At 64.2% G+C, this 19,151-nt stretch carries 13 protein-coding genes; 8 read left to right on the plus strand and 5 right to left on the minus strand.

Going from position 1 to position 19,151, the window contains the following annotated elements; translation table 11 throughout:
- Positions 1-4: 4 nt before the first annotated feature.
- From A9762_RS18020 to A9762_RS18030, 3 genes are all read right to left on the minus strand, one after another.
- A complete protein-coding gene (locus A9762_RS18020) occupies positions 5-1,117 on the minus strand; it encodes a nitronate monooxygenase family protein (protein ID WP_069343391.1) in 1,113 nt (370 codons plus the stop codon).
- 13 nt (positions 1,118-1,130) lie between these two features.
- Positions 1,131-2,264 carry a nitronate monooxygenase family protein gene (locus A9762_RS18025; protein ID WP_069343410.1) on the minus strand — a complete coding sequence of 378 codons (1,134 nt, stop codon included), beginning with the start codon at positions 2,262-2,264 and terminating at the stop codon, positions 1,131-1,133.
- 149 nt (positions 2,265-2,413) lie between these two features.
- Complete coding sequence (locus A9762_RS18030) at positions 2,414-3,529, minus strand: site-specific integrase (RefSeq protein ID WP_069343392.1); 1,116 nt, start codon at positions 3,527-3,529, stop codon at positions 2,414-2,416.
- Positions 3,530-3,706: 177 nt separating this feature from the next.
- Here A9762_RS18030 and A9762_RS18035 point away from each other — a divergent pair, with 177 nt between their 5' ends.
- A complete protein-coding gene (locus tag A9762_RS18035) occupies positions 3,707-4,738 on the plus strand; it encodes a DNA-binding protein (RefSeq protein WP_069343393.1) in 1,032 nt (343 codons plus the stop codon).
- Positions 4,739-4,799: 61 nt separating this feature from the next.
- On the opposite strand, the gene A9762_RS18040 is transcribed toward A9762_RS18035, so the two are convergent.
- The gene (locus A9762_RS18040) at positions 4,800-6,335 is read right to left on the minus strand and encodes an efflux transporter outer membrane subunit (protein ID WP_069343394.1); all 1,536 of its coding nucleotides are present in this window, start codon (positions 6,333-6,335) and stop codon (positions 4,800-4,802) included.
- A 128-nt stretch (positions 6,336-6,463) separates the two neighbouring features.
- On the opposite strand from A9762_RS18040, the gene A9762_RS18045 reads away from it, so the two are divergent.
- From A9762_RS18045 to A9762_RS18055, 3 genes are all read left to right on the plus strand, one after another.
- Positions 6,464-7,615: an HlyD family secretion protein gene (locus A9762_RS18045; RefSeq protein ID WP_069343395.1), complete on the plus strand. Its 1,152-nt coding sequence runs from the start codon at positions 6,464-6,466 to the stop codon at positions 7,613-7,615.
- Positions 7,616-7,764: 149 nt separating this feature from the next.
- The gene (locus tag A9762_RS18050; RefSeq protein WP_069343411.1) at positions 7,765-9,309 is read left to right on the plus strand and encodes a DHA2 family efflux MFS transporter permease subunit; all 1,545 of its coding nucleotides are present in this window, start codon (positions 7,765-7,767) and stop codon (positions 9,307-9,309) included.
- A 231-nt stretch (positions 9,310-9,540) separates the two neighbouring features.
- A complete protein-coding gene (locus A9762_RS18055) occupies positions 9,541-10,110 on the plus strand; it encodes a helix-turn-helix domain-containing protein (RefSeq protein ID WP_083254056.1) in 570 nt (189 codons plus the stop codon).
- 150 nt (positions 10,111-10,260) lie between these two features.
- On the opposite strand, the gene A9762_RS18060 is transcribed toward A9762_RS18055, so the two are convergent.
- Complete coding sequence (locus A9762_RS18060) at positions 10,261-12,381, minus strand: bifunctional diguanylate cyclase/phosphodiesterase (protein WP_069343396.1); 2,121 nt, start codon at positions 12,379-12,381, stop codon at positions 10,261-10,263.
- Positions 12,382-12,830: 449 nt separating this feature from the next.
- On the opposite strand from A9762_RS18060, the gene A9762_RS18065 reads away from it, so the two are divergent.
- From A9762_RS18065 to A9762_RS18080, 4 genes are all read left to right on the plus strand, one after another.
- Positions 12,831-14,597, plus strand: coding sequence for a mechanosensitive ion channel family protein (locus A9762_RS18065; RefSeq protein ID WP_069343397.1), 1,767 nt, complete (start codon positions 12,831-12,833; stop codon positions 14,595-14,597).
- A gap of 70 nt (positions 14,598-14,667) precedes the next feature.
- Positions 14,668-16,098: a DUF2252 domain-containing protein gene (locus A9762_RS18070; RefSeq protein ID WP_069343413.1), complete on the plus strand. Its 1,431-nt coding sequence runs from the start codon at positions 14,668-14,670 to the stop codon at positions 16,096-16,098.
- A gap of 39 nt (positions 16,099-16,137) precedes the next feature.
- Positions 16,138-17,670 carry a sensor domain-containing diguanylate cyclase gene (locus A9762_RS18075; protein WP_170836272.1) on the plus strand — a complete coding sequence of 511 codons (1,533 nt, stop codon included), beginning with the start codon at positions 16,138-16,140 and terminating at the stop codon, positions 17,668-17,670.
- A 357-nt stretch (positions 17,671-18,027) separates the two neighbouring features.
- A complete protein-coding gene (locus tag A9762_RS18080) occupies positions 18,028-18,999 on the plus strand; it encodes a BON domain-containing protein (protein WP_069343398.1) in 972 nt (323 codons plus the stop codon).
- The last annotated feature ends 152 nt before the right edge of the window (positions 19,000-19,151 follow it).

Below are 19,151 nucleotides of genomic sequence, written 5' to 3' on the forward strand. Positions count from 1 at the left end.
GTGGCTACGATGCCGCGTCAAAGGTATCGGCAATCGCGTGCTGAATGGCCTCGCGCGTCTCCTGTGTCAGGACGTCGATCAACTGCGCTGCCGGCAGGGCGCGCGCCAGCGGTGCCGCCTGACCGGCCCATTGTGCCGCATAGCCGCTGTCCTTGTGTGCCTTCGCGGCGGCGTTCAGTGACTTGCCCGCGTCGTAGGTGATGGGATAGTCGGGGATCGCCGGCCTGTCCGCGACTTGTTCCAAGGCCCAGAAACGATTGGCGAGTCCGCGTGCGGGACGCCCCGAGATGGCGCGGATGAGCGCCGTGCGAGGTGGCTGCCCGCTGAGCAACGTGTCGCGGTAGGCAGCGTCCGCGCCGGACTCCGGGCAGGTGACGAACGCGGTGCCCATTTGTGCCGCCTGCGCGCCGAGAGCGAGCACGGCGGCGATACCTGCGCCGTCCATGATGCCGCCTGCCGCAATGATCGGCAGCGAGGTGCGCGCGGCCAGCCGACGCACGAGCGCGAAGGTGCCAAGCTGTTCGTCTTCGCTCGGTTGGCGGTCGCCTTCGTCGTTAAAGCGTCCGCGATGACCGCCGGCTTCCCAGCCTTGCGCGACGATCGCGTCGATCCCGGCGGCTTCGATGGCCTCGGCCTCGGCTTCATTCGTCGCCGAGGCGAAGAGCACGATCCCGGCAGCCTTCAGCGCATCGATCCACGCCTGTTGCGGCAAGCCGAAATGAAAGCTGACGACGGCCGGGCGCTCCTCGAGAAACATCTCGTACATCGCCACGTCCTCGACGAAGCTCAGGTAGATCTCGCGCAAGGCGGCGGGTGGCGTGGCCTCGAAGCGTGCGAACTCCGGCGCGAGATAGTCGAGCCAGGCGGCCTCACGTGCAGCATCGGCACTGGCTGGCACGTGGGTAAAGACGTTGACGTTGAAGGGACGGGAGGTCAGCGCGCGCGTTTGCCGGATGACGTTGCGGGCGGCGGCAGCGTCCATGTTGCCGACGGCGAGCGAGCCGAGCCCGCCCGCGTTGGACACTGCGGCGACCAGTGCCGGTGTCGAGGCCACGGCCATCGGTGCCTGCACGATCGGCGTGGACATGCCCAGACGTTGCGTGATGCGAGCAGTCATGAGGTCGCCTCGCTCAGAAGGTTGTAGCGAGTTCGCGCAGGGCGTCGAACGTCTCGTGCAATTCGGCGCGTAGCACGCCGACGAGTTCAGCGGCCGGCAACGCACGTGCCAGCGGTGCCGCCTGACCGGCCCATTGCGCGGCGTAGTCGCTGTTGCCCTTGGCTTTTGCAGCGGCGTTGAGGGCCTTGCCGGCGTCGTAGGTGACGGGGTAGGCGGGCAGGTCGGGGCGCTCCGCCGTTTGCTCGATGGCGTAAAGACGATTGACGAAGCCGCGTGCGGGGCGCCCGGAAATGGCGCGAATCAACGCTGTGCGCGGCGGGTTCGGGCCGGTGAGACGTTCACGGTACGCGGCGTCGGCTGAGGACTCCGGGCACGCGACGAATGCCGTGCCGAGTTGTGCGGCCTGAGCGCCGAGCGCCAGCACTGCGGCAATGCCTGCCCCGTCCATGATCCCGCCGGCGGCGATGACCGGTACCGACGTGTGCGTGACGATCAGGCGCACGAGCGCCAGGGTGCCGAGTTGTTCGTCGTCCGTGGGTACGCGGTCGCCGAGATCCTCGAAGCGTCCGCGATGCCCGCCGGCTTCATAGCCCTGCGCGACGATGGCGTCGATCCCGGCCGCTTCAATGGCTTTGGCTTCGGCCAGATTCGTCGCCGTCGCGAACAGGGTGATGCCTGCGGCGTGCAGCGCGTCGATCTTGTCTTGCGACGGCAGCCCGAAGTGGAAGCTGACGACGTCAGGCCGCTCCTCCAGCAGCATTGTGTACATCGCGTCGTCTGCCACGAAGCTCTTGTAAATCTCGCTCAGCGTTGCGGGCGGCGTGGCCTCAAAGCGGGCGAATTCCGGCGCGAGGTACGCGAGCCAGGCAGCGTCGCGTGCGGTATCGAGTTTGGCAGGCGCGTGGCAGAAGACGTTGACGTTGAACGGCTTGCGCGTGAGGGCGCGCGTCTCGTGAATGACTTTGCGGGCGGCGTCGGCACTGACGGCCGCGACGCCGACCGAGCCTAGCCCGCCGGCGTTGGAGACGGCGGCAGCCAGCGCCGGTGTGGAGGTGCCGGCCATCGGCGCCTGAATGATCGGAGTCAGCAGACCCAGTCGTTCGATCAGCGCGCGATTGCGGGATTGGGAAGCGTTGGAGCTAGGCATGACGATCTGCACCTATGAGTGTTCAATGGGGGGAACAACGGCAGTCACAGCAGGCGGTATGTTCACTATGGCATACGCCCGGCGCGACAAAAGATACCACTGAAATGCATCTTTATGCCAGACACCCCGGCATCGTCATGGGCTTCGGTTCATTCGGACGAGCCTTGTCCGTGACGCTGGCCGTCGTCCGCTTCGTCGTCTCTGCCCATCAGGTCGGCGGCACGCGAGCGTTGCATGTCCGCCCGACGGAAGTAACCGATAACGGTCGCGACGCTGGTGTGCCCGGTCATCGTCATCGTTTCCGCGAGCGGGACTTGCGCGAGCGCGGCCTCGGTCACGAAGCCGGCGCGCAATGAGTGTGCGGAGAAATCGCCCTCCAGGCCGGCGAGCGCACATCGGTCTCGAACGATGTCTCGTACGGCCGCCTCGGAGAGTGGTTCGCCGAGGTGCCCGCCACGCCTGACACGGCGGAAGATCGGGCCGGTTTCGATGCCGGAGGCCGAGAGCCAGTCGGTGAGGGCTGTGGCGGCGACGCCCGTGACCGGCTTCTCGTTTTCAGGGAGATCCGCCCCCTGCTGATTCGTTTTCGACCATGTCAGCGTGTAGACGTAATGTTCCGGCCCGCTGCGCCGCACGTTCTCGCACGTCGCGCGCACGACTTCCGAACGGCGTCGCCCCCCGCTGGCCCACGCGAACAGCAACAACGCCCGGTCGCGCTTGCCTCGCAGTGAGTCGTCGCAGGTCGCCAGCAGTGCTCGCAGCGGCTCGCGCGTGAGGGCGTCTTTCTTGGCGGTGCGTACGCCACGTTTTGCATAAGCGCGACGCGTTTTCGCGAGCAGTTCGCGCACGGCGGGCTCTGCGCAGGGATTCGGCAGGTCTCGCGACGTATGCAGCTTGGCGATGACGCTGATCCGGTGCAGCAGCGTGGCGAGCGCTGGTGGCCCCAGCCGGGCTTTGAGACCCTGCGCGACCAGCGCGGCATCGAGGGCATCCGGCATTTCGGTCGTCAGGCCGTGCTTGCCCTGGCGCTGCGCATGATCGACCACGAATTGCACGATCGCTGCGGGCGGCAAGGGCGCGACGAGCGCTTCGCCATAGCGCAGGCGGTACCAGCCCATCCAGTAGCGCATGGCCGATTGATAACTCTGACGCGTATTGACCGAGTCACCTTCGCGGGCAAGCGCCTGTGCGGCTTCACGCGCATCGGCGTCGAGCGTTGCGGGGTTCAGTAGCGCGGGCAGACCCTTGCCAGACGGCTTTTTCACGACGGCGCCAACGCGGGATTCGGATGCCGTAGGGGCGTGAGATGTAATTTTCTTACCGAACATATGATTTACTATGTAATATGTAGTAAATATAACGTATGTGATAAATAGGTTACGATAATCTTGCATTATCGTGGGTTATTTGGCAATGCCACCGAATTCAGGGAGTCCTTCGCGATGACTACGTCTCAAACCTCGAAATCCGTCACGCCCACGCCATCGCCCCGGCAAGGTGGCCGAGGTATTTCGGAGCACGACGTCTGGACGGCCGCCGACACGTTGTTGATGGCGGGCCAGCGCCCGACCATCGAGCGTATTCGTCAGCAATTGGGGCGAGGCTCGCCGAATACGGTCAGTCCGTATCTGGATGCCTGGTTTGCGGGATTGGGAGCGCGCCTGCAGGGCGCGGGAGACGGCGTTGCCGGTGTGCCGGAAGGTATCGAGATGCCGGAATCGTTGGCGCGCGCGGCGCTGGGCTTGTGGACGTTGGCGCTGGAGGAAGGCCGGGCGGCGCTTGCTGAAGAGGCCGCGGCCCGACGTGCCGTGCTGGATGCTCGTGAAGCCGAGCTGGTCGCTGACCGCGAGGCGCTGGAGCAGGCGCGCGCTGTTTTGCACGAGCGGATTGCTTCGGCGGAAACGGCGGCGGCTGATGCGCGTCAGGCGAGGGATGAGGCGCAAGCGCAGGCCCGGCGTGCCGAAGCCTTGTTGATCGATGCCCAGGCGGATGCGGTTACGTCGCGTCAGGCGCTTTCCGCCGCCCGCGATGCTACGCAAGCATTGCAGGACGAACACGCAGCGCATCGTGCCGAGTGGGACGCCGAGCGTAGCAGACTCGCCGAACGTGCGGACGCGAACGAGCGTCGGCTGATGCTGGAATTGGACGCCGCACGAGAGTCCATCAAATCGTTGCAGCAGGAACGCAAGCAGTCGCAGCGGCAGTTGCAGGAAACCGAAGCAGCGCTCGCTGCCATGACCGAAGCGCAACATGAAATGCGTTCGGCCAAGGCGTTGCAGGACGTTGTGGTCGCGCGATTGCGTGAGCAGGTTAGCGCGCAGGAAACGTTGACGGCGACGTATCAGTCGATGCTGTCGGCACCGCCTGCATCGACGGCCTCTGCGGGGCGTAGCGTGCCGTCGGGGCCGAAGCGTCGGGTCAGTAGTGGCGTTACGCCGTCAGCATCGGTGCTGCGACGCGGGCGTCGAGCCTGATAGCGTTCGTCCGCCGCTTTCGGTTGACCGAGGACGAGCGCCTCGGCCGACGCCTCAAGGGTTACTTGCTGGAGGTTTGCGCCAGCGCCGGCGTGTCAGATTCCCAGCCGCCGCCAAGTGCCCGGAACGTTGCCACGGCTGCGCGGGCGTTATCGGCCTGTGCGCGGGCATCGGCATCACGCACCGCCAGCAACTGGCGGTCCGCATCGAGCACTTCATACAAGCTGACGGTCCCGCCGGTATAGGCTTCCTGAGCGCTGTCGCGCGCACGCGTTTGTGCGTCGACCGCGCTCGCCAGATCCTTGCGTTGCTGTTCCAGTTCCACCAGTGTGACGATGGCGTTCTCCACATCTTCCGTTGCATGCAGCATCGACAGGCGATATTCCGCTAACGCTTGTGCATTCGCGCCTCGCGCCTGTTCCACTTCGGCGTCGATGCGTCCGAAATCGAACAGACGCCAACGCAGACCGAGTGTGGCGAGCGGCTGGAAGGTGGCTACGCTCGGTACGCGTCCGCCGGCCAGTGTGTCGAAGCCGAGCATGCCTGACAGCGACAGCTTCGGGTAGTACTCGGCTAGCGACGCCCCGATGCGTTCGTTCGATGCCGCCAGTTTCCGCTCGGCGGCAATGACGTCCGGGCGGCGGCGCAGTAGATCGGCGGGTGCGCTGGCGTCGCCGATGGCGGGGATCGTCAGCGGGCGTGCCTTCAGATCGTCATCCTGTGTATTGAGGCTCATGCGGCGGGCGTAGGTGCCCGGCGCTGCACCCATCAGCACGTCCAGCCGGTTCAACTGCGTCTCTCGTTCGATGCGCAAGGGCGGCAACGTCGTCCGTGCCTGAGCCAGCAGCGCCTCGGATTGCGCCAGTTCCCGGGCCGTCGCCAGTCCGTCCTTCAGGCGCAGGCGCACGATTTCCATCAGCCGGGCATCGGTGTCGATCTGATCCTGCGCGATGGCCAGACGCCGTTGCGCCGCTCGCACGCGAAAATAGGCGTCGGCCGCTTCGGCCACGATGCTCACACGAACGCCATCGCGCTGCGCTTGCGCCGCCTGCGCCAAGGCCCCGGCGGCTTGTGCCGAGCGTTGCAGACCACCGAACAGATCCAGTTCCCAACTGGCGCCCGCGCCAATGTCGTAGATCGTCATATTGCGGTTATAGCCGGGGATGTTTCGCGCCACCACGCCGAGCGGGCCCTCCAGCGACTGATGCTCGCGCGTGACGCTGCCGTCGAGGGTGACAGACGGCAATCGTTGCGCCCCGGCCTCGCGGGCTTGTGCCCGGGCCTGCGCGACACGGGCCATCGCGGCCTGCAAATCCAGATTCTGCGCGAGCGCCTGCTCGACGATGCCCGTCAGTACGGGGTCGTGAAAACTCGTCCACCACGTATCCAGTGAAAGCGGTTTGTCCGCCGTCGCGCGACCGGCGTCGCGCTGCGACAACAGAGCGCCGCCTTCGAAATGAGCGGGCAAATCGGCCTTCGGGGCGACGTAATCGGGCCCGACGGCGCAGCCTGCCAGCGCACTGACAGTCAATGCCAGCAAGGCATTGCGCAGGATCGGGGAGGTCGTGCCGGGGATCGTCAGCGAGATTGCGTTCATGGAATTTAACGAGTTACTTGCAAGATGATAGTTGCAACTCTATACTCACTTCCATTATGAAAGCAACCCCCGTGTTGCGAGTTTCGACATTCCCTGTTTTCACCCTCAGAGCGAAGAAGGATCCATCCATGACATCCCCGAGCACTCCCGCCCAGAACGCCAGCCAGTCGGGCGGCCCTCCCAAGCGTGGTGGATTCCCGCGCGGTCTTGCCTTGCGCGGCGCGTTGGTCGTTGCGGCGATTGCCGCGCTGGGTTACGGGACTTACTGGTGGACGACGGCGCGGTATTTCGAGTCGACGGACGATGCCTATGTCGGCGGCGACGTCACTGTGCTGGGGCCGAAGGTGCCGGGCTACATCGCGCAGGTGTTGGTGACGGACAATCAGGCGGTGCACGCTGGCGACGTGCTCGTCCGGCTGGACGATCGTGATTACCGCGCAGCACTGGCGAAGGCGGAGGGTGCCGTTGCTGCGCAGCAGGCGCTACTGGCGAATCTGGACGCCACCGCCAAATTGCAGACGGCGGTCATCGCGCAGGCCCGGGCGAGTGTCGTGGCCGTGACGGCCGATGCCCGACGTGCGCATGACGATCAGGTGCGTTATCAGGATCTCGTCGCGAAATCGGCGGTGTCGGTGCAAAGCGCCCAGAAGGCGGATGCCGATTACAAGCAGATCGCAGCGAATCGTGAGCGGGCTGAAGCCGGTGCGGTCGCTGCCGAGCGCCAACTGGATGTGATTGCCACGCAGAAGCAGCAGGCGCAGGCGGCGCTGGCACAGGCGGTCGCGGAGCGTGACATCGCCAAACTCAATCTCGAATATACGGTGCTGCGCGCTCCGGTCGACGGCACCGTCGGCAATCGACGCGCACGCGCCGGCGCTTATGCGCAGGCGGGAACGCAATTGCTCGCGGTCGTGCCGGCACATGGGTTGTGGGTCGACGCGAACTTCAAGGAAGGGCAGGTCGCGCACCTGCGCCCGGGTATGCCCGTGAAGATCGAGGCCGATGTGCTGCCGGGCCGGGTCTTCCATGGCCGGGTCGCGAGTCTGGCGCCGGCGACGGGGGCACAGTTCAGTGTGCTGCCGCCGGAGAATGCGACGGGCAACTTCACCAAGATCGTCCAGCGTGTGCCGGTACGGGTGCTGCTCGATGAGGCGGACGGTCGCCTGGGCACGCTGCGCCCCGGTCTTTCGGTGACGGCGGAGATCGATGCGCGGGGTGACGGTAACGTCGACGGCGGCAAGCCGGGCACGCCGTCCCCAGCCAAGGTGGCAGCAAGATGAGCGCCGCACAAGCCGGAGCGGCGCAACCGGCACAACCGTTCCCCGCCGGCGGGCAAGGCGAGGCCGGCGCGAAGTCTGCGCACTCCGCGAACGACGAACGCCGGAGCGTTGCGCCGCCGCCGACCGGCGGGGGCTTCTCGGCGGATTCGATGTCCACGCCGGCCAAGGTGATCGCGTTCGCGACGATGGTCGTCGGTATGTTCATTGCGCTGCTCGACATTCAGATCGTGTCGGCGTCGCTTCGCGATATCGGTGGTGGCCTGTCCGCCGGTGCTGACGAGACCGCGTGGGTGCAGACGAGCTACCTGATCGCCGAGATCATCGTGATCCCGCTCTCGGGCTGGCTCTCGCGCGTGATGTCGACGCGCTGGATCTTCGCCGCCTCTGCGGCCGGGTTCACGCTGGCCAGTCTGCTGTGCGGTGCTGCGTGGAACATCCAGAGCATGATCGCGTTCCGCGCGTTGCAGGGGTTTCTCGGCGGCTCGATGATTCCGCTCGTTTTCACCACGGCGTTTGCGTTCTTCAGTGGCCCGCAACGTGTCGTGGCGGCGGCGGTGATCGGTGGACTCTCGTCGCTCGCGCCAACGCTGGGCCCGACCATCGGCGGCTGGATCACCGATAACTATTCGTGGCACTGGCTGTTCTTCATCAACATCGTGCCCGGCATCTTCGTGACGGTGACCGTGCCGCTGATGGTGCGCATCGACCGTCCGGACTTTTCGTTGCTGCGCGGGGCCGATTATCTCGGCATGGCGTTGATGGCGGTGAGTTTAGGGTGTCTGGAATACACGTTGGAAGAAGGGCCGCGCTGGGACTGGTTCGGTGACGATACGATTCGTACGACTGCCTGGCTGGCCGGGCTGTGCGGCGTGGCGTTCATCTGGCGCAGTCTGGTGTACGCGCAACCCATCGTCGACTTGCGCGCCCTCAAGCAGCGAAACTTCGCGCTTGGGTGCTTCTTCTCGTTCGCCACGGGGATCGGGATTTTCGCGACGATTTACCTCACGCCGTTGTTCCTTGGGCGGGTGCGCGGGTTCTCGGCGTTTGAAATCGGGATGGCCGTTTTCTCGACGGGCATTTTCCAGTTGCTGTCGATCCCGGTCTATACGATGCTCGCCAACCGTGTCGATCTGCGCATTCTGATGATGGTCGGTATCGGTGGATTCGGGCTGTCGATGTGGCAGTTTGCACCGATCACGCACGATTGGGGGACGGCTCAACTGATGCTGCCGCAGGCGTTGCGCGGCGCGGCGCAACAGTTCGCGGTGGCGCCGATCGTGACATTGACGTTGGGTAGTCTGCCGCCTGCGCGGCTGCGTCTGGCGTCGGGACTGTTCAATCTGATGCGAAATCTGGGCGGCGCGATCGGCATTGCCGTCTGTACCACTGTGCTCAACGATCGCACGAACCTGCATTTCTTCCGCCTGGCGGAAAACATGGGGGTGGGCAACCCGGCCGTGGGTCAATGGCTGGCCGGGGTAGGGGCGCGGATGAGTGCGGCGGGGCTCGACGTTGTCGACGCGCAGACGGCGGCGCTCCGTCGGCTCTGGCTGTTGACGCTACGCGAGGCGCAGACCATCACGTTCGGTGACATCTTCGCCGGGCTGGGACTGATTTTCCTTGGTGTGACGTTGATGGTGCCGCTCATGCGAAAGGTTGCACCGCCGAAAGCGCCTAGCGCAGACGCACATTGAGGGAGTGGCAGTGGAATTCACTTCAAAGAAATGACATTGTAATTGATGGGTAAGCTATTGATTTTTAAAGTGCCTATTCATCGGATGTAACGCGCGGCTTCGGAATCCGGGGCGATCCATGGCGATATCGACACCGACCGGCTTGCTCGTCGGTGTCGACGCGCTTATGCTCACTTGCATGGTAATAGGCAGGGTTTGTCGTTCATGGCATCCCGGAACGGAGGAAACCTCATGCACCGAAAGACATTCCGCGATATGCAATGCCCCATCGCCCGTAGCCTTGAGCGTGTGGGCGAATGGTGGAGCATTCTGATCTTGCGCGAAGCCGGATACGGCACCACGCGCTTCGACGACTTTCAGCGTCGGCTGGACATCGCGCCGAACATGCTGACACGTCGACTGAATGCGCTGGTGGAGGAAGGCTTGCTGGCGCGGCGTCAGTACTGCGACCGTCCGCCGCGTTTCGAATATGTGCTGACGGATGCCGGGCGCGATTTCCGTCCTGTGCTATGGGCGTTGTTGGCCTGGGGCAACCGGCATTTCGCGCCGGAGGGCATCGCTGCTCAACTCGTGGACCGTGAGACGGGCGAGGTCGTGGAACCGGTGGTCGTCGATGCCGTGACCGGTGTGCGCCTGGACCCGAAGCGTCACGTGCCGACTGCCGGGCCGGTGGCAAACGAAAGCATGCGGGCGAGACTTGCGCGTGCCGCAGAATTTGCCGCGACGCAGTCGTTGACGGCCGACGACGCGTCGGCAAGTCAGGCTGAGGATATTTCTGAGGAAGCGTCAGTTAGTCGTTGATTTTTATTGGAAATTTTTTCGTTTCTCGATAATTGTTTGCGGAACGCAAGGGTGCCGCAATGAAATACAAATCATGATTTGTATTTGCAAAAAACAAACCATGATTTGTATGCGGGGTGATGCGGGAGAGGAAACGCGGGCGTCTGGCGATCAGGCCATCACCGGCGCGCCGGGAATGCCCGGCAGGTTGGCGAGCAGGCGTGCGAAGGCGTCGCTCGTGAGTGGCTTGCCCAGCAGGAAGCCTTGTAGTTCATCGCAGTCGAGCGTTTTAAGGGCTTCGCGCTGCGATGCCGTTTCCACGCCTTCGGCCACCACATCCATATCCAGCGAGTGCGCCAGCGCGATGATCGCGGAGACGACGGCGCTGCCTTCACGTCCGCACGTGTCGAGGCCGTTGGTAAAGAAGCGGTCCATCTTCAGTTGCTTGACGCGAAAGCGCTGCAAGTACGCCAGACTCGAATATCCCGTGCCGAAGTCGTCGATGGCGACCTCGAAGCCGTGCTCCTGAAACGCCCGGATCACGTCGATGGTGTGCTGCGCATCGAACATCGCCACCGTCTCCGTGATTTCGAACATCAGCCGTGAACAGGCGATGTCGGCGTCGCGCACGATCTCCAGAATGTTCTCGACCAGCAGCGACTGCGCCATCTGACGCGGCGACAGATTGATCGCGACCTTGACCGGCGGCAGTCCCGCGGCGTCCCATTCCCGGATGTGCCGGCACGTCTCGCGCACGACCCAATAACCGATTTGCACGATCTGGCCGGTGCGCTCGGCCACCGGGATGAAGTCCGCCGGCTGCAATTCGCCGAACGTCGGATGCGACAGGCGCAGCAGTGCTTCGGCGCCGGCCAGTGCCTCCGTGTCACCCCGATATTTCGGCTGGAAGTTCAGCGAAAAGTACTGCTCGCTCTCGGCGTCGTGCAGCGCCTGCTGGATCTCCCAGGTGCGCTGTGCGGCGGCGTTCATGCGCGGCTCGAAATAGCGGAAGATGCCGCGCCCGGCACGCTTGGCTTCGTACATGGCCGTGTCGGCATGCTTGAGCAGCAGATCGATGCTGTCGCCGTCGTCCGGGAACAGCGCCACGCCGATGCTGGGCATCACGTGCAGCGACTGATTGCCGACCTTCAGTCCGTCGCGCATGTCGTCGAGCAGACGTTGCGCCACACGGCCCGCGACCTCCGGCGACGACAGCGATCCGAGCAGCACCACGAATTCGTCGCCGCCCAGCCGCGCCACCACGTCGTCGCCGTTCACGTTCTTGCGCAGTCGTTTGGCAAAGGCGCGCAGCACGTCGTCGCCGACATTGTGGCCAAGCGAATCATTGATGGTCTTGAAGCCGTCGAGGTCCATGAACAGCACGGCGAAGCGGCGCTGATCACGACGCGAGTTGATCAGCATGCGCGCGGCGGCGTCGTGCAACGCGCGACGGTTGGGCAGATCGGTCAGGGCATCATAAGTCGCCATGCGTGCGATCTGCGTATTGAGCTGCAGGACGGAGCTGGCCAGGAAGCTGGTACGGGCATCCAGACGGGAGACGAGCAGAGTGGTGACCAGAATCAGGAAGGTAAAGAGGCTGACGGTTGTCACCAGCCACGACGAACTGACGCCGTTGGCCGCCCCGCATACCGCGCCGGCCGAGAAGGTCGCGGCGGACATGCCGGTGTAGTGCATCGCCGTGATGGCCAGTCCCATGACGACGGCCGCGCCCACTCGCTTGGCCATCACGTAGCGCAGACTGCCGTCGCGCAAGGTGCGGGCAATCCAGAGCGCCGCCGTGGCTGCGGCAATCGCGATGAGGATCGAGGCGATGAAAAGCACCGGATCGTAACTGATGTCCGGATCCATCTTCATGGCGGCCATGCCGGAGTAGTGCATGGCTGCGATGCCGAGTCCCAGCAGGACGCCCGCACAGCCCAGGCGCCAGCGGGTGAACGGTTCGCTTGCCACGAGCCACAGCGCGGCCCAGGAAATCACGATAGCGATGCCGAGCGACGCCGCCGTGATGGCTGGATCGTAACCCAGTGGCAGCGTGGCGTTCGACGCCAGTGGCGACCACGAGGGTGACAGCGACAGGGCGAGCATGCCGATGAAGTGCATCGACCAGATCCCGATGCCCATGGCGGTCGCGCCCACGGCGAGCCATGCGTGGCGCATGCCACGATGGGTCATGAGATAGATGCGACCGGAAAGATCGAGCGCCGTAAACGACGCCAGGACTGCCACGGCTAGCGATAGCGCAACGAGCCAACCACTGTACGAACTGGACATATAAAAACCGACCGAAAAGTCCCGCTTAACTGGTTATCGGCACACCGGGCCAATAGTTGAGGATTGCGGTGGAATATTTCCGAGAGCTCCGGCATCGGCTCGCTTGCGCGTCAGTCGTCTCGACGGGTATCGATGGGGCCCGGATCGATGAGGGTCGATCCGCGTCGATGCTCGACAGTGCCGATGCCATAGTGAATAATCCGTCCATACCCGCCCCGGTCAGCGTCGTCTGCGGTGACCGACGGAAACCGATGCAAACCGAAGTCAACGCTGCGTCAGCGTCGTGTACCAACGTGCCGGAGGCAACCCTACGGGGGCTGTAATACCGGGTGTGAATCGGTGACACGACAGGGGCGAAATACAGCAGCCCTAGATTTTGCCTGATTTCCGCAGGATTTCCTCTCACTGAGTGCAATCTTGGTGGCCAACTTGCCCGCAGGAGCCGTGATATGCGCATTCGCATGGGGCTGTTGCAAGTGCTGGTGGTATGTGGGATCGGGGTCACGCTCGCGTGGCCTGTGATCGCGGCGACATCCGAAGACTCGCCGTCGTCGGGGGCCGTAGTCTCGGTAGACGGGACGCAGTCTGCCGAGACTGCGGCGGCGCCAGCCAGCGCCAGCGATCCGCAAGACGGCGCCGAGCTCCGTTTCATGGATCGCCCGGTCGTGACGTTTCGCGGCGTGCTCGGGGGCGCCACGCCTGACGTGCGCGCAGCGCGAGCCCGGGCGGTGCTCGACAGTTTGTCCGGGCGCGTCTTCGATTCGCCGGTCGACGTATTGCATGCATCGCTCGGCGGTGTCTCCGGCGTGGCGTTCCGCCTTCAGGACCGAATTCTCTTTGCACTGACTGCCGACGACCTCGCGCCCGGCGACCCGCGCTCGCTCGACGCCGTGGCCGCTGACGTCCAGAAGAACCTCCAGGTCGCGTTTGCCGCCAGACGGCAGCAACTCCATTGGCCGACGATCCTGCGCGGCATCGCGCTCAGCGCACTGGGGGCTGTCGTTCTTGTGATTCTGGTGATCACGGTCGGGCGCACCCGCGCGCGGCTCGAGGCATGGCTACAAGCTACGGTGGAGAAGCGGGTCCTGAAGCGAACGGCGCGCACTTTCGACTGGACGGGCTCGGCCTTCCATCTGGTCCATCAGATCGTGCAGATCGGCGCCGTGTGCGTCGCACTGGCGCTTGCCTATCTCTACCTGATCTTCATGTTGATGCAGTTTCCCGCCAGCCAGCCCATGGCGGGACGCATGTCCGATTTCCTCTGGTCGCTGGTCGACAAGTTCGGGCTCGGCGTGGCGGGGGCTATCCCCGGCATTCTGACCGTCATCGTCATCTTTCTGCTCACGCGCGCCCTGCAAAGCCTCGTCAACAACATCTTCGACGCGGTACAGAACGGACGCCTCACCATCCCCGGCATGCACCCCGAGACGGCCGGCGCCACGCGGCGTGTCGTGTCGGTGGTGGTGTGGGGGCTGGCGCTGACCTTCGCCTATCCGTACATGCCTGGCGCGCAGAGCGACGTCTTCAAGGGACTCTCGGTCTTGCTGGGCCTGATGGTCACGCTGGGGTCGAGCGGCATCGTCAATCAGTTGATGAGCGGGATGATCGTGATTTACAGCCGATCGCTGAAGAAGGGCGATCTCGTGTCGATCGGCGATGCGACGGGCGTCGTGGTCGGGGTCGATGCCCTGTCGGTGAAGCTCGTCAATATGGCGCAGGAAGAGCTGACGATTCCGAACGCGGTCGTGGTGGCATCGACAGTGCGCAATTTTTCGGCAAAGGGTCACGGACGAGGCGTCGCCATCAGTACGACGCTGACGATCGGATACGACACGCCGTGGCGTCAGGTGCACGCCATGCTGATCGAGGCAGCCTTACAGACGCCGCAAGTCGCCGCGCAGCCGGCCCCGTACGTGCTGCAACGCGCGTTATCGGATTTCTACGTCGAGTACGAGGTTTTCGCCACGTTGCGCGATCCGTCGACCCGTTTTGCCGCGATCTCTGGGCTGCATGAGGGAATTCAGGACGTATTCAACCGTTACGGCGTACAGATCATGTCGCCGCATTTCGAAGAGCAACCGCATTCGCCGCTGACGATCCGGCCGGAGCATTGGTATCCGGCCCCTGCGCAGGCGCCGGAAGATGGGACTGTGCCATCGGCATCTATGCAAGGATCTCAGCCATCGCCCGCATCAGGAGCCGGCCATGCCCGTTAAGTCGTTGACGAAAAAGACAAGTTCGGCAGATTCCACGGTTGCCGGCGCACCCACTGCGTCGGCCACCGTCATGTCGCCTCCGGCGCCCGCTATCCCGCCCGTTCCGTTCGAAGCGCGCGTGGCTGCCGGACGACGCCTGCGTGAAAAGACACCCCGCAGCAGTCATTCCCACCTCGGCAACCTCGACCGCGACATCGTCGAACTGCTTCGTGTGAGCAGCGAGGGGCGTGTGGCGGCGCTCGTGCCGTTGCGCTACGGGCGCATGCTGGCGTCGCCGTTCGCGTTCTATCGGGGCAGCGCCATCGTGCAGGCCCACGATCTGGCGGGCACGCCAAGTAGCGGTCTGACGATGCAGATCTGCGGGGACTGCCATCTCGCGAACTTCGGCGGCTTTGCGACGCCCGAGCGCACCCTGATTTTCGATCTCAACGATTTCGACGAAACGGCGCCGGGGCCGTGGGAGTGGGACCTCAAACGATTGTGTGCCAGTCTGGTGCTCGCAGCGCGGCAGTTCGGCTTCGGCGACACTCTGGGGGTGGAAATGGTCCGTGCGGCCGTCGATGCTTACGCGCGACGTCTGGACACATACGCCCACATGCCGACGATCGAGCTGTGGCACGAGCAGATCACCTTCGAGCGCATGCTGGAGATGGCTGGTACGGACCGGGTGCGCGAAGGGGTGAAGCGGGGCATCGCCCGTGCGTCCGGCCGCACGCATGAGAATGTGCTGCCCAAGTTCGCGCAGCAGGTCGGCGACCACTGGCAGATTCGCGATACGCCGCCCACCGTCTTCCATGTCCATGGCGCGACGACCTTGTTCGGTCCGGAGGACGACTGGCTCGGTCTGGGCGACTGGCGCACGCTGTTCGCCCCTGTCTATAAGAGTTACCTCAGCTCATTGCCGCCTGATCGTGCCCGCATGCTCGAGAGTTACACGCAGCAGGATCTGGCGTTCAAGGTCGTAGGTGTCGGCAGCGTCGGCACCCGCTGTCTGGTGCTGATGATGATGGATACGCACGACCAGCCGCTGTTCCTGCAATTCAAAGAGGCATCGAAGTCGGTGGTCTCGCGTTACTTCAGGAATGTGACGCCCAAGCACGACGGACGTCGTGTGGTCGAGGGCCAGCGTCTGATGCAGGCGGCATCCGACGCCTTCCTCGGCTGGGGCTCCGGCCCGTTTGGCCGGTCGATTTACGGACGTCAACTGCGGGACATGAAGATCTCTGCGCAGTTCGAACTGTTCCGTGCCGACGGCTTCCGCGAATATGCGAGCCTGTGCGGCTGGGTGCTGGCTCGCGCCCATGCCAAGGCGGGCGGGTGCGCTGCCGAACTGGTCGGTTATGTCGGCAAGGGCATCCGGCTTGGCGAAGCGCTGATCCATTACGCGACGGACTATGCCGACCAGGTCGAGCGCGATTACGAAGTGTTTCGCAAAGCCTGCCGCGACGGGCGACTCGAAGCGCGCACCGACGCCGATATGGCCGCCGACTTCATGGCGTAACCGTGTCACCTTTGCCTGGGAGGGCGCGCAAGGATGCCGATGCATCGGTTGCAGGCACGGATTTCGGTCGCGGTGAGTACGGCGGTGCGCTGGGTGTCGCGCACGCCGACGCTGATTGTCTGGAGCGGCGTCGGGATTTCTGTGCTCCTGACGGCGGTCGCCGTGGCGCTGCTTTACGAGGGGCGTCTGCTGGTGCTCGCGCGCGCAGCGGACAATCAGCGCAACATCGCCGAGGTGATGGAGCGCGATCTCGAACTCAACTTTCATGTGTACGAGCTTTCGCTCGACGCGGTCGTGAAGCTGCTCGCGCGCCCCGACGTCGAAGCGCTCACGCCCATGTTGCGCCGCGAACTGATCTTCGAGCGGGCCGGCGCGTCGCGCTACATCGGCTCGCTGGTGGTGCTCGATCCTGCGGGGAACATCGTCATCGATGCCGAAAGCGAGTCGCCGCGCCCGTTCAATTTCTCGGATCGGGATTACTTCAAGGTGCATCGCGATAACCCGTCCGTGGGGTTGTTCGTCAGCGGCTTCCTTCAGTCGAGACTTCGTGCGAATGCGCCGACGATGGTGTTGAGTCGGCGGATCACGCGTCCGGACGGCTCGTTCGGCGGGGTGGTGTCGCTCGCGGTGGATACCGAGTACTTCCGGCATCTGTTCGACCACATCGAGGTCGGGCGGGACGGCGTGATCTTGCTATTAGGCAAGGACGGCGCGATTCTCATGCGCAAGCCATTCGACGCCAGCGTGATCGGTCTCACGATGGCGCAGACCGGGCGCTACGAAGCGCTGCCGCCCGGGCGCGATGACCATAAGATTTACCCCATCCGCTTTCTCGGTCGCGACAGTCTGATGTCGCGCCGCTTTCTGAGTAATGTGCCGCTGACGCTGATCGTCGTGACGTCCAGCGACGAGACGCTCGCGCCATGGCACAAGCGCGTGATCGAATTCGGCGGATTGTTTCTGCTGCTCAACATCGGGTTCGTCATCACCTCGACGCTGCTGGCCGCCCAGCTGCGGCGGCGCTTGCGGGCCGAGCGGGAACTGAGTCTGCTGGCCCGGACCGACGGCCTGACGGGTCTCTCGAATCGTCGCTCGCTCGACAAGATTCTGGCCAAGGAGTGGCGGCGCATGCGTCGCGCGGGACATCCGATGGCGGTGGCGTTTGTCGATATCGACTGGTTCAAGCGATACAACGACACGCATGGACACCAGGCGGGCGACGCGGCGCTCGCGGCGGTGGCCGGTGCGATCGGCGGGGCGCTGCAACGACCGTCCGACGCTGCCGGGCGCTACGGCGGCGAGGAGTTCATCGCGGTGCTCCCGGACACGGATGCGCTGGGTGCACAGCGGGTTGCGGAGGGCATTCGTCTGGCTGTCGACCGGTTGAACCTCGCGCACGCTTCAAGCGACTTCGGCCATGTGACCGTGAGCGTTGGTGTCGCCTGCCGCACCCCGCAGGGCGGGGAGACAGTCGATGTCCTCGTCAAGGCGGCGGACGATGCGCTTTACCGGGCGAAGGAGACCGGGCGCAATCGCGTCATCGTGGCGTCTGATGCAGACATGACGGCTTAGGGGAGATCCCCCGGAATGGTCCCGCGCCGACGCCGTTCAGTCGTCGGTGCGGACTCCGATCTGTAGGAATTGTCCGATTCTCCAGCGATGGCAGACGCAATCGTTGCGTGCGCGACCCCGTTTTTTCTCATCCGTCTAGTTCCCAAGAGACCTCAGAAGACGACGCCAAGTCGTTGATCGGCAGGTCAATTTTCATTATCAAACGTCATTCGCTAACGGGGCGAGGGATTTTGCCAGCGCCCGCCTACACGTCTTTCAGATTCCGCCGATTCGCCGAATGAAACCGGCTCTCTACAATCGTTTTCAACAAGTCCGGTGCGAGTCTCAATAGCACGGATTGCAGCCAAGGAGTCTGTCATGGCGAAGCGCATCCCCCCGTCGCCAAAGCTGCCTGCCACGCGCAAGGTGGCCGACGACGGAGCGAAGTATGAGTCGGAGCGTCAGCAGCATGCGTTGACGCACGAAGACGGAGACGCCGAGACGAGCGGTGCCCAGACTTCGGGCGACACGAGCAACGCGCAGACGCACGAGGCTAAACAGTCGTCCGAGCGGGAAGCGCAAGCGGCTCGTGCGCACGATCAGCGTGATCCGAAATGGTTGGGTGCATCGGCGCCGAAGGAGCACGCAGCGCGGGGTAGCAAGACGGATTCGACTGAGGATGCAGGCGGTCATGGGTATGCGCCCGAGATCGCGCACGGTGAAGAGAGCGGTTATGGGCCTGCGGATGCCGCACCCGGTGCGCATCCGAGGTTCGGTCGGCAAAGTGCCTACGGGCCTCACGACGACTATGCAGGTACCGGACGACATGCGTCGGATTCGGCACCGCAGGTCAAGCGTCCGTCGACGGCACATCGCGTCGATTGGCCAGACGGTACGGTCGGAGCGCAGGAGATTACGAACGTCGAGAACATAGCAGGCGAAGCCGGTCTGGCATCAGGGAGTCGGGGCCGTAGCAGTGAGGGCGGAAATGTCGGGAGCAGGGAGCGAGGACACGCGAGTGCAGGCGCAGAGGGCCAGTCGCAAGAGACGACAAAGGTTTCGGTGCAAGCCCGCTCGCGTGACTCGTCAAGATCCGATTCCGCCATTCACGACGACATCCGCAAGACGCTGATCGCCGCTATCGATCTCGACGTCTCTCACGTCGAGGTGACCGTCACGTCCGGGCTGGTTTTACTCACCGGCGATGTGCCGGAGCGATGGATGCAACACGTGGTGCAAACGGAGGTTTCGAAGGTCGAGGGGGTGCTTGGCGTCGATAACCGTTTGCACGAGAGACGAGTGGAAGCGATGAGCCGGCCCGGCGAAAGTCAGACAGGGCACAAGATTTGATGTCGTGCGCGGTAGCCAAGTGCAACGACAAAAGAACATCCGGCATCTGCGATGCACGACGCATCTGAGCCGCCGGTAGCAGGGCAAGACCGGGCATCTCCAGGCGAGGAGATGTATCACCTAAAACTCGGTTGTCGTATGGGCGCCGCACA

It is taken from the genome of Pandoraea sp. ISTKB (assembly GCF_001721285.1).
GTDB lineage: Bacteria > Pseudomonadota > Gammaproteobacteria > Burkholderiales > Burkholderiaceae > Pandoraea > Pandoraea capi.